This window comes from Methanimicrococcus stummii, assembly GCF_032594435.1.
GTDB lineage: Archaea > Halobacteriota > Methanosarcinia > Methanosarcinales > Methanosarcinaceae > Methanimicrococcus > Methanimicrococcus stummii.
The window spans coordinates 1,697,744-1,709,804 of sequence record NZ_CP131062.1; the positions used below are offsets into that span (position 1 = coordinate 1,697,744).

At 36.8% G+C, this 12,061-nt stretch carries 11 protein-coding genes and 1 tRNA gene; 2 read left to right on the forward strand and 10 right to left on the reverse strand.

The genetic code is table 11. The features are described from left to right. Positions 1-115: 115 nt before the first annotated feature. From MmiEs2_RS07770 to MmiEs2_RS07790, 5 genes are all read right to left on the reverse strand, one after another. Positions 116-769, reverse strand: a complete 654-nt coding sequence (locus MmiEs2_RS07770) for an MBL fold metallo-hydrolase (RefSeq protein WP_316559298.1) — start codon at positions 767-769, stop codon at positions 116-118. Between the two features lie 4 nt (positions 770-773). Next, positions 774-2,258 carry an RtcB family protein gene (locus MmiEs2_RS07775; protein ID WP_316559299.1) on the reverse strand — a complete coding sequence of 495 codons (1,485 nt, stop codon included), beginning with the start codon at positions 2,256-2,258 and terminating at the stop codon, positions 774-776. A gap of 175 nt (positions 2,259-2,433) precedes the next feature. Beyond that, a complete protein-coding gene (locus MmiEs2_RS07780; protein ID WP_316559300.1) occupies positions 2,434-2,883 on the reverse strand; it encodes an archease in 450 nt (149 codons plus the stop codon). 14 nt (positions 2,884-2,897) lie between these two features. Then, positions 2,898-3,599, reverse strand: coding sequence for a CDP-alcohol phosphatidyltransferase family protein (locus tag MmiEs2_RS07785; protein ID WP_316559301.1), 702 nt, complete (start codon positions 3,597-3,599; stop codon positions 2,898-2,900). Positions 3,600-3,689: 90 nt separating this feature from the next. Then, positions 3,690-4,301 carry an aldolase gene (locus MmiEs2_RS07790; protein ID WP_316559302.1) on the reverse strand — a complete coding sequence of 204 codons (612 nt, stop codon included), beginning with the start codon at positions 4,299-4,301 and terminating at the stop codon, positions 3,690-3,692. 140 nt (positions 4,302-4,441) lie between these two features. Here MmiEs2_RS07790 and MmiEs2_RS07795 point away from each other — a divergent pair. Further along, a tRNA-Thr gene (locus MmiEs2_RS07795) sits at positions 4,442-4,513 on the forward strand. Positions 4,514-4,704: 191 nt separating this feature from the next. Here the strand turns inward: MmiEs2_RS07795 and MmiEs2_RS07800 are convergent. From MmiEs2_RS07800 to MmiEs2_RS07810, 3 genes are all read right to left on the reverse strand, one after another. Then, the gene (locus MmiEs2_RS07800; RefSeq protein ID WP_316559303.1) at positions 4,705-4,845 is read right to left on the reverse strand and encodes a hypothetical protein; all 141 of its coding nucleotides are present in this window, start codon (positions 4,843-4,845) and stop codon (positions 4,705-4,707) included. A 100-nt stretch (positions 4,846-4,945) separates the two neighbouring features. Further along, the gene (locus MmiEs2_RS07805; protein WP_316559304.1) at positions 4,946-7,276 is read right to left on the reverse strand and encodes a S8 family peptidase; all 2,331 of its coding nucleotides are present in this window, start codon (positions 7,274-7,276) and stop codon (positions 4,946-4,948) included. Beyond that, positions 7,277-8,374 (reverse strand): AAA family ATPase, encoded by a 1,098-nt coding sequence (locus MmiEs2_RS07810; RefSeq protein ID WP_316559305.1) that lies wholly within the window; start codon positions 8,372-8,374, stop codon positions 7,277-7,279. It lies immediately after the preceding gene. Between the two features lie 450 nt (positions 8,375-8,824). On the opposite strand from MmiEs2_RS07810, the gene MmiEs2_RS07815 reads away from it, so the two are divergent. After that, entirely contained in the window at positions 8,825-10,291 is a 1,467-nt protein-coding gene (locus MmiEs2_RS07815) for a hypothetical protein (RefSeq protein ID WP_316559306.1), read from the forward strand. Positions 10,292-10,468: 177 nt separating this feature from the next. Here the strand turns inward: MmiEs2_RS07815 and MmiEs2_RS07820 are convergent, their stop codons facing one another. Both MmiEs2_RS07820 and MmiEs2_RS07825 read right to left on the reverse strand, forming a co-directional pair. Further along, positions 10,469-11,155 carry an IS1595 family transposase gene (locus tag MmiEs2_RS07820; protein WP_316560243.1) on the reverse strand — a complete coding sequence of 229 codons (687 nt, stop codon included), beginning with the start codon at positions 11,153-11,155 and terminating at the stop codon, positions 10,469-10,471. An 87-nt stretch (positions 11,156-11,242) separates the two neighbouring features. After that, complete coding sequence (locus MmiEs2_RS07825; RefSeq protein WP_316559307.1) at positions 11,243-11,998, reverse strand: ribonuclease H-like domain-containing protein; 756 nt, start codon at positions 11,996-11,998, stop codon at positions 11,243-11,245. Between the last annotated feature and the right edge of the window lie 63 nt (positions 11,999-12,061).

Below are 12,061 nucleotides of genomic sequence, written 5' to 3' on the forward strand. Positions count from 1 at the left end.
TTTGCTGACCGTCCCAAGCGTTCCGGTCTTGCGTGCGGGTTTTTTTCCCGCTCCTTTGTTCTCTTCTGCCATATTCCCCGTCTCTTCGTCTTTGTTTTGTTTTTACTTTATAATTTTAAGGATTCATTCTGGATGACATCATTTCTGATAATTCAATTGATCGGTTCGCGTTTCCGATTGTCGGGCGGCCGTGTCCCGGACATAAGTTTTCAACATCCAACTCCGTCAATTTTCGAACGGATGCCGTCATCTTTTCAGGCGCGGATATTTTAAAATCCGTTCTTCCGATGCCGCCTTCCGAGAAAACGGTGTCGCCCGAAATGAGCGTTTTTGAGTTCTTTTCGTATAAACAAATGCATCCGACAGTATGTCCCGGCGTGTGAATGACTTCTAAATATTCTTCTTCGCCGTTTTCATTCGGGCCGATCGGGATTTTTTCGCCGCCCTGATACAAAATATTCGCCGGCGGACAGGTTGTTCTGCTTCCGAAATTCAGCGCGCCCGATAAATCATCGTCTTCTAAAAACGACGCATCAGCTTCGTGAATTGCCAATTTCGCGCCGCTTCTGTTCATGATTTCATCGGCGCAGCCGCTGTGATCGTAATGTGTATGCGTTAAAATAATTAATTCGATATTTTCAATCGGCGCGATTTTTTCCAAATTCGGCAAAACATGGTCCGCCGTCATTCCTGTATCAATAATGATTTTTTTATTAATCACGTAAACATTGGAATCATAATATGCCGGCATAATCATTTCAAGTTCCATCGCCTCACCCCTTGATGACGCCGATCGGAATCAGACGCGCGACTTTTTGCGCAATCCCGAGACTGTCGACAACGTCGACAACATCGTCGCTGTTTTTGTAAACGCTCGGCGCTTCTTCGGCGATAACGGTTGCTCGTTCGGCTCTGACCGTTATTCCTTGTCTTGCCAGCTCTTCTTGGATGGCTTCACCGCTCATATTATCTTTTGCTTTGCCGCGTCCCATCACGCGCCCCGCGCCGTGACACGCGCTGCCGAATGAAAGCGACATCGAATTCGGACCGCCTTTTAAAACAAATGACGGCGTTCCCATGCTGCCCGGAATCAAAACGGGCTGACCGACATCTCTGTACTGCTGCGGCACTTCCTTGTGTCCGGCCGGAAACGCGCGCGTCGCGCCTTTTCTGTGAACGTAAACGTCCTGCTTTTTGCCGTCCACTTCATGCGTTTCATATTTCGCGACATTGTGGGCGACATCGTAAAGCAATTCCATGCCGAGCGCGTCGGTGTCTTTGTCGTAAAATTTTTCAAAGACTTCGCGCGTCCAATGCATAATGATTTGGCGGTTCGCCCACGCGTAATTGGCGCCGCATTTCATCGCGTCAAAATAATCCTGCGCTTCTTTGGATTTCGCCGGCGCGCAAGCCAGCTGCATGTCGGGAACGTTGATTTTGTATTTTTTAACGGCTTGATTCAGCGTTTGCAAATGGTCGGTGCAAATTTGATGACCGGCGCCGCGTGAGCCGCAGTGAATCATGACGGTGACCTGACCTTCGGAAAGGCCGTAAGCAGCGGCAGCTGTCGGATCGTAAATCTTGTCAACGTATTGAATTTCCAAAAAGTGATTGCCGCTTCCGAGCGTTCCGAATTGCGGTCGTCCTCTTTTTCGAGCTTTCGTTCCGACAATGTCGGGGTTTCCGCCTTCCATAAAACCGTAAGATTCGCAGTTCTTGGTATCGCTTTCAATACCGTATCCGGCTTCAACCGCCCACTGTGAGCCGTGCAGAAAAGCTTCCGTTAATTCGGTGTCGGTCACTTTAAATTCGCCTTTTGAGCCGACGCCGGACGGAATTTTTTGAAACAGATTTTCCGTCAGCATTTTGATGTGCGGAACCGCTTCTTCTCTTAACAGATTCGTTTTCATTAAGCGAACGCCGCAGTTGATGTCAAAACCGACGCCGCCGGGGCTGATCACGCCTTCTTCTTCATCGAAAGCCGCAACACCGCCGATCGTAAAACCGTAGCCGAGGTGGACATCGGGCATCGCCATCGAATAATCCAAAATGCCGGGCAGCATCGCGACATTCGCGACTTGATTGATTGTTTCTTTGTCAATCGTTCCCATTAATTTTTCTGACAGAAAAAGTCTGCCCGGGACATTCATTCCAAACGCATGCGTTTTCGGAATGTCCCAAATGTTGTCATTGACGCGGTTTAATTCGTCCGTGACGGATTCATTGGATTCGTTTTTGTCTTCATTTTGATTGAACATAATTTTCCCTATAAATTGATTTAATAACAGTGATTCATTTCTTTGATTTAAATTGTTTGTTGGCGCAACGCTTGTCGAAAAGCAAACCGCAGGTTTCAATCTCTTTTAAAAACAAGATTCGTTTTAATTCTTCCAAAAAAAGCTGCGCACGCGCGTGGGGCAACGGCGCAATCCGTTACAAATCCAAAACAACTTCCGCTTCAAACCCTTCCGGCGTTTCATCGACACGGATTCCGTTGTAAGTGACGGCTTTGACTTCCGTTTTGAAATTTTGGCAGGCGGCATCAATCGGCTCGCCGGAGACGGCAGCGCTTATAAACCACATTTCTTCGCCGTTTTCCGTTTTTTCCCCGACTTCTTTTACGGAAATGTCCCCGAGAACCGTTTCTTCGGCATCAAACAAAAACAGAAGTTCGGATAAAAAATCAACCATCAAATTTTCCAAGCTGACGGTTTCAAGATTTATTTCAAAATTCGTTTGCGGTTGAATTGTTGAAATGTCCGCGATGACGGAAAGCGTCGCAATCGCCGCGTTTTCAAAAACGTTTTCAAGCGTCATTCCGCGCGCGACAAATCGTATGTCGGCGACGTGATCCAAATATTCAAAATCGGGTTTTTGAGACATTGTTTTTCAAAAATTTAATTTGCTTCCGCCTCTGCTTTTTCAACGGCGGCCGCTTTATCTTCTCTGTCCAGCGCTCTCCAAATGTGATAAATTCTCTGGAATGCGGTAATGTGTGATCCGATTGCGATAATAATCATTGCCCAGCCGAGGAATTGAAATCCCCAAACGGATGCGGCTGTTCCGTAAAATCCGATGTAGCCGAAATCCAAAAAGGATGCCGCCAAGATGATAATCAAACGGTCGGCGCGTCCCATAATGCCGCCGTAATATCTGCCGATATCCATCGCTTGTGCCTGTGTTCCGAGATAGCTTGTTAAAAGAACGCCGGCAAGCGCGATAATTCCGATCCACCACGGACAAAAGCCGCCGAAAATGATTCCCGAAATGATGAAAACGTCGGCGTAGCGGTCAATGACATGGTCCAAAAAGTCGCCTTTTTTGCCGGCAATACCGCGCAGGCGCGCAACAGCGCCGTCCAGCGCGTCAAGACCGGAATTGATTAAAACGCAAACCGCCGCGACCAATAAGAAGTAATAAGGCGCTGAAAATCCGAAATAATCGTCGCCCGCAAAATAGTAAAAAATGCCGGCAAATATTGAAAATACAAATGATATGATTGAGAGTGTGTTTGGTGAGATGCCGACTTTGATGAAAATTTTCGCGATCGGGTCTACGATTGTCTCTGCAACATACGGTCTGAGCGAATTGGCTGCCATTGATTCTATTTCCTTTTTTCGTTTTCCAATGTTTATGTTTATACTTGTTTACTTTTTCCTATAAATAAACTTACATAAAAATGCATTCGCTCAAAACAAATTTTTCGCTTTCGCGTACATATATTTGATTTTCGCCGCATGTTCGAGCTGCGCCGTCACATTGTACGCCTCTTCCAAAGAATCGCAGGCGGCAATCGTTCCGTGACCGAGAATAATCGCGCCTTTCACACTCTCGTCTTTGAAAACCGCCGCCGCATTCGCTGCAAGCGTGTCGCTACCGATACCGCCGCTGATAATCGGAATTTCCTTTAAAAACAATTTTCCTTCGCTGTCAATCGGAATAACCGCATCGTTCCCGGCTTCATGTTCCAAAATCGACATCACAACCGAATAAGGACAGTGCGCGTGAAGAATCGCGTTCGCATTCGTCTCTCGGTAAATCCGGCGGTGAACCGGTGTCTCCGACGATGCCGCTTTTTCAATCGCCGCGGCAACAAACGGATCAACAAACGTATCGCTTTCGCCGTCAAAAATCGGAATTTCAATCACGCCGCATGAATCAATTTCATCAAGTGCCGTCCCTGTTTTTGTAATCAAAAACGAATTTCCGGATCTTGACCGAATGCTGATGTTTCCGAAATTCGCTTCAACCAACCCGGATTCGACAATTTTTTTACCGGCCGCCGCTATTTTTTGCCACATGATTTTACCTTTTCATTTCATTTCATTTAATTCATTATTTGTCAATCGGATTGGTTTAATCCTTTAAAAAAGCATCATTTCAGTGAATTTCCCCATAAAATTTATTAATTATGAACTGTATGTAAGGGATACTTCAAAGCGCCTCGTTGGCTTAGGGGTATAGCGGCTGACTTGTAATCAGCAGGTCGCGTGTTCAAATCACGCACGGGGCTTACTGAACCCGATTTTATAATCGGGTTCTTTGTTTTTTTATCTTGTTCTTTTTTAAAACACTTCTTTTCTGCTCGTTTTTAATATCTTCTTGAAAATTGAGGGCTTTGAACACTATGTTCAATTTTAACTAAATATTAATAATATTAAAAAGGTAAATTTAATTTACCTTTTTTAATTTACATTTATACAATCACTTCTTTTTTTTCGTTGTTTTTGTTTGAGACAATGCACTGCCAGCAACAGATTTCGACTTTGCACTTGTTCTGCCATCTCTTAATATTTCAGATGCTTTAGTTGCAACTTTACTTGAAGTTTGCTTTTTGTTAGCCATTCTTTTTCACCTCCTGGAATTTGTATTATAATTATTAAAAGGCAAATTCAGATATTATTTACATAATTGTCTAACTTACCTTTCATCATCGGAAATTATTTTAATTTTCTTGGATGTTGTAACTAAGTGGAATTTCTACTTCATTGGCTAATTTAATGTTTGAATTCCAGAAATTTTTGCTATCCAATTTTTCCGTCATTTCTTCATATACATTTGATTTTTGTGACGGATCGCGTATAGTAATGATCAAACAAAACTCTTGGTCTAAATTAACCAAATCATTACTTGCTTTTTTCAGTATGTGGTTTCGATAAAAGCCGTTAAGAAATAAATACCAATTAACATCTTCTCCAATGTGATTTTCCATTTTTTTCGGAGTGAGGCAAGACAAATCGATTGAATATTTTTTTACAGAATAGTATGAATTTTCATTGTATAATTTATTGATACCTTCTTTACGGATAAATTCATTAATCGCTGGGTTTCTTTTTGGTTTACTATATATGTGTGATACTAGCAAATTCTGAGACTCTTCTCTTGCGAATGGGTTTTTAATCCGTGGGTTAGTAGTATCTCTTTCTTTCTTGTTTTTAAATGTTCCAAATTTTACTTCAACATTGGATTGGATATATTCGCTTCCTTGTGTATGATCTAAAATGGGCTTGTATACCAGTGTAATAATAATTTGTCCGGTATATACTCCGTTTTTGATCAAACAATTCGGCATTGGGAAGTCCATAATGTCTATATATCCACCTCTTGCAATTTTATCTCTTAAAATAAGTGTAACTTCAGAAGGAGAATTATAAAGAATATCTTCTACATTTTTTGGTATTCCAAAACCTACTTGATTTATTCTCTCGTCAATTGAAAGATTCAAGCCATCAGGGTATGATGCGGAATGAATGACTAATGCTTTAATTAACAGGGGGTCAAACGGTTCTTCAAGTCTTTGTTGAATTCCTGCAGCCAAACTTGTAACACGTGGAGTTGAAAGACTTGTACCTATACTTTTTGTTACGGCTCCATCCTCACTTAAAATGCGAACACCATTAGAATTTTTGTCTTCGATTGCATGTCCACCATAATGCACCAAATCAGGTTTAACTATTCCAGAGGGTGCTGGTCCAAATCTTGAAAACGGTGATATGTTATTATTATGATGGGCGATGGATCCTACAACCAAAGAATTTACAGAGTCGGCTCCTCCTGATAAATATCTGTCATAATAAATTTGGGAGTTGTAATTAATTTCATTTCCTGACGATTTACAAATCAAAATATCATATTCGTTCTGTAATCTGTCAATAGCGACCGCAAAATCTGAAAAGTTAGATCTTATTTTTGATTTTTTTCCACTTACTGATAAATTCCAAATTTTTATATCCTCATGGTTTTTTTGAATCGCTTCTTTTATATTTTGAAGTGTATCAATTTCATTTTGATCTTTTGCAGGTATAACCGATGCATCAAATAATTTTAGACCTTTATGTTTCACTAAATCCTTTTTTTCGAGTTCATCTCCATACAATACAATACTTGCAATGGCTGTTCCATGAGATTTATCTAATTCTTCTTCAAGATATGGAGATTGAGTACTGTCTATCCACGAATCAAGATATTTATTAGATGCAATTCCAGAATCTAATATCCCTACAATTTCATAAGTTTCACTAGGATCAGGAGATTTAGCTGAAAGAGTAATTTCTTCAGACACTGAGTCAATCATAAAATCATATGTTGGCATTGGTTCAATGGAATATATATAAGAAAATATGCGGCTTTCTCTTAACAAATTCAGCATTTCCTCTGTCATATTTTTCAAACAATATATTACTAATTTATCTGTATAGTTACTTTTAATATATTGAAATTCCATGGTTTGCAAAGTTTCTTCAAATAACTCTTGAGCAACATTATTTTTTTTATTATCTTGAAAATCGACTAGCTTTACTTTATAATCGCTTTCTTTATCAAAAATTATGAAAGGAGAGTATTTATCTAGTTCTTCTAAACAAGATATGGATGAAGTGTTATTTTCATAATCTTCAAGCTTAGATTGTAGTAAATCAAGTTCAAGTTGTGATTTTATTTCAACAATAAGATTATTGTTTGGGTCCAAACCAAGCACTGGAGTATCTGTAGACTTGGTGCTAAATAAATTTACAATATCGCCTCTATGTGTTTTGGAAAATGCTTTTTCATATAATTCCGCAGAAATTAAAAGCGAAAGATCAGAATCACCCTGGTCTTTAAAATAACCTGAAACTTCCTCTAAACTTTTGGATAATTTTCCGGCACGATGCCTTAATTCATCTCCAAATAAAAACCATGTTGGAGGTTTTTCATTTGGAGGCTTTCCTTCATTTTGAAGAAGATCAATATCATCTCTTTTTGCGAAAACCTTTATTGGTAATTTTTTATTAGACATTTATGCCTCCTCTTTCATTTTTTTTGAAAGATGTCTGATTTTTCGTAGTGGAAATTCAAAATTTTTGTTTATCTCAACTATTGAAATTTTATTCTTCAATAAATATGAAATGAAATCATTTTCATTTTCAATTGTATGATTTTCATAGAGGTATATCTCTTTCAAAACATCGTGACTCTTCAGCTCATGCTTTTCTTGAAGAATCATATGCCTTATGGAATTATCAAGAGTAGTTTTAATTGCAGAATGACTGAATCCTTGAAATGCTTCGGATAAAGAGTTAATTTGTTTATCCGACATTGAAATTTCTGGATTTTCAAGAGAAAGATGTATCATTTGATTTATCTCTTCAACCCCCGGTAGATCAACAGAGATAACGGTTGAAAAACGTCTTCTTATTGCGGGATCTAATAAATGATAATGATTCGTAGCTGCTATCAGTATATTGTTATTATCAAAATTATCAATATTCTGTAATAAGCTGTTTACAACACGTTTTAGCTCTCCCATCTCATTTTTATCATCTCTTATTTTAGCAATAGCGTCAAATTCATCCAGAAATAAAATACATTCTTTTCCAGTAGTATACTCAAATATTTTCCTGATGTTTTTCGACGTGTTTCCAAGTAATGATGATACTAAACCGTCTAACCTTGATGTTACTAAAGGTAAATTTGTAATGGAAGATATGTATTCAGCAATTGTATTTTTTCCACAACCCGGTGAGCCATATAATAACAAAGTATTAGGGGATTCAATTCCTTTTTTCAGTAGTTCGTCTCTTTTCTTGTAACTTTCAATAAAACAATTAATCTCATTTTTTGTGTATTTATTTAACACAATTTGTTTTTCTGATTTTGAGGGATATGAAACATCAACAATGCCTACACGACTTTCAGCATCTACGGGTTTAGCTGAAATATTATCTAATGAAACCAAACCTCCCTTTTTTGATTCCAATATGCTTCTTATTTGGTTTGCAAATTGTGTATCTCCATCCTTTTCAAGGTTTTTAATAAGCAGAGTTGTATAGCGCGAAACTTTCTCTCTATCTCCATTTAAGCCGGCTTCAATAATCTTTTTCATTTCTGTATACATTGCAACTCTTCCATAATTTTTACTTCTTGTCAAGTATATTATAAAGAATACATGTATTAATAGTTTGTTATTTTTATCCCAAATTCGTTCATATTTTGAAATTTTTGTTATTATTTTTCAAATAATGTTTCTAAAATTCCAAAAAATGTTATTTTTAATCATGTGTGAATCAAATCTTCATCTCCCCCAAAAATTCAAATATTAAAATAATATTGCTATTGTAAAAATTGCTATGGGCTTTGAACCCTGTGCTCAATTCTCGCACGGGGCTTAAGAAAGAATGTTCAGTTTCTTTGATTCTGAACATTCAAAAATCGTTTTTAAAAAGTTAGTATTGATGACTGGTCGGTTTATTTTTTGATTTTTCATTCCTATTTTATTTTATTGAAGCAACATCTTGATTAAACAGGTTTTATATTTTCTGTTAAATTTAATCAATTACGTGATAAAATGGTTTCGAAAATTATAGAATTAAAAAATAAAATTGGTACACATATTGAATGCCACAGATTGTTTTACATTCTTCTTTTAATAGTGGGTTATATTTTGTTAATGTGGACAATTGAAAAATATGCTTCTAATACCTTTCTTCAACTTGTGGATTTCTTTTCATTTATTGAAAACAATGATCTGCTCAAATACTCCTTAGCGTTATTTGCACTTCTATTGATTTACTTAGTTTTTCCATTAATGGTTGGAGGATTCGTTTTTTGGTCAATTCTTCGAAAATGGGATCCTGTAACTTTTTTTTCAAACCATGTTAAATTGTCGATGGCCACTGTGCTTATTTTATTTGTTTTATCATTCTATTCTCTCAATAAAATGATTGTATCTTGGAGCGATCTAGCTTCATTAGTACTTTATATGTATATTTTTTCAATTATTGCTGTAATTTCATCTATTTTAATTGGTACATTTCATATTAAAGAAAAGGAATTAAATCGATTTGAAAAAATTTTTAATCCAGAATCATTGAATTCATTTTTTATTATTTTTATGTCATTTGTAAATTTAATTTTTTTATTTTTTGGAATGATTTTTTACATTTATGTTTACCTTTTTGAATCAAATGGTATTGAGTTTGTAGATTTCGGATCACTTATTAGTTATGTTACAGTTTTAGTGACAGTGATGTATGTCTTTTACACGATGAAAATGTTTCAAACATCACAAAATGCTCTCAAGACAACTAAAACACAAACATCTATCCAAGAAAATGAAATTCAAATTCATAATATACATTCAGATATTAATTTTCATAAAGAACGTTTAAATTCTTATTATTCAGCATTGTATTCAGAATTTGTTAAATTAAATGAATCGTTTGAAAATGAAAAAAAATTAACTCCTGAAATCTCTACACATCTTAAATCTATTTTAAAAAGATATCAACAAAATAAATATCTAGAATATGGTCTTAAATTAAATATTAATACCTTTTATGAAGAAATTAATGATGATTTCAAAAATTTAGATTTTTTACTAAATCTTAAAAATCTTCTTAAAAATTATGGTGGAAAAGCATTTATCGATGGTCAGCATTACGATCATCTTATTTCTAAGACAGATCTTGAAACAGTTATACAAACTTATAAAAATGGATTTCAATACAATAATACTCAATTATATTCATTAATCAAAAATCAAGCTAACACTTCTATTTCATCAGATGATATATTTTCTAGTACTGACCTTATGGAAACTTTGTCCCAAATCAAAGACGATCAATATGTTTTTTATAGTGAGGTTTGTACTTATTATGAGAAACAAATTGATGATTTAACTCTCAATATTGATAACAAAATATCAGATGTAATGAATAAAATAGATGAATCAATTGATAGCGTTAATGAAATTATTCAAACTAAACTTGATAAATTAGATGAATTAAAAACGGTTACTTTCGAAGAAAAGTAATCTCATATTTCATTTTTGGAAAAGAAAAAATAGAGTTGTTCGAATTTTTCGAACAACTTCGGCCGATTATAAATTTTCCAAACCGTTTTTTGTAGGAAGACCCACCGAGTGTGCATCATTGAGAGGCTGGCAGGTAGTTAATTAATATAATTTTTGTAATGCATTTATAATTTTGGGTCAAGATAAGAATAGAGGATTTTCTCTCAAGATTTTTAGGATTTTTTGATATAAATCTTCATTCCTATAATTGTACCTAAACTCACATTCCTTTAAATGAAGGTAAAAATACTTTTTATGAACTCCACGATGTTTACTCATCCTGGATTTTGAATAGCCCCAGAATCCTTCAATCCCATTAATATGACTTTTCCCATTTACAAACTCATTTTTACCATGGTTTACTCGATAGTGTTTATCATAACCAACATCTACCAATCCATCATATCCATGCCAATTATCAGAATAAATAACACTATCAAGATCAACTTTCCCTCGGATAATTGATTGTAAAGTTGATTTAGAACAATCCGGAACGATTTCAGTATAGACTTTCCCATTCCTTTTTCTCATCCCAAAAACAATTGTTTTGCTGCCTGCGCCGCGTCCCCGCTTTCCTTTTACACGCCTCGGACCGAAATAGGATTCATCAACTTCAATTTCTCCTTGAAAAGGGGATTCTGCTTCGCAGAATCCGGCAATCCGCTCGCGGATTGCCATGAGGTATCTGTTGATCGTAATACGGCTTACACCTGTAATTTGGGATATTTGAGTTGCATCTAAATCCAGAACAAAAAGTTTCACAATTTGTCTAAATTTAGCTTCAGAAATTTTAGAACGAAAAATGTATTTATTTTTCAATTGCATAGTCATGATTTTAACACCAAATTATTTGGTTGTTCTTATCATGACCCATAATTTTTTATATCTGTTTCATTTCTATTCATCCTATTTTTATTTCTCTTTACAAGTACAATTCAAAACCAAATCCGAATACACCTTTTCAATAATCGTTTCCAAATTGACAATATCCTCGCGATTATACTCTAAGAGCGTGTCCAACGCCGCTTCATCGCCGCGCTTGTAGCGGTTCCAAAGGCGAACCGCTTCCCAGCCGTCAACGTTTTTGACATTATCGCCTCTCACGATTCCCAAATCGCGTTCGATTTTTTTGAGGCCGCCGCCGTAGCCGATGCGTTTGAGCGGATACATCAAATCAATATGAAGCTGATTGAATTCGATTTCAGGGAATTCGCGTTTGATGAACGGCAGATCGAAACGAGCGCCGTTAAACGTAATCAACATTTTGTATTTTGAAAATTCGTCAACAATGTCGTCTAAATCAATGCCTTGGACATATGTTTTTGCTTGATTTCTGTTGTAAATTCCGACAACCGTGATTGTATCTTGGCCGGGGGCGAGTCCTGTTGTTTCAATATCGACGAACGCGACGTCTTTACAAAATTCAGGGTAGGCGCGCCAATGTTCGGCCGACGGCAGGGTTTGGGCGAAATAATAATGGTCGCCGTCTTTTAAATGAGTTTCCGATTCGTCAACGCCGGCGGCGACGGCTTTTTTTTTAGCTTGCGAGATCGGCAGACCGTCCATTTTTTCAATCGCTTCGTTCCAGGAGTTGATTCCAAAGTCCCAAATATTTTTTTCTACACCTTTTCCGATACCGGTCATGTGAATGTAAGAGTTTCTGAGCATAGTTGAACCAATACGTTTCAATTCTTTAAAAGTTTTTGACGAAAAATCCGTTTTCGGTTTTTT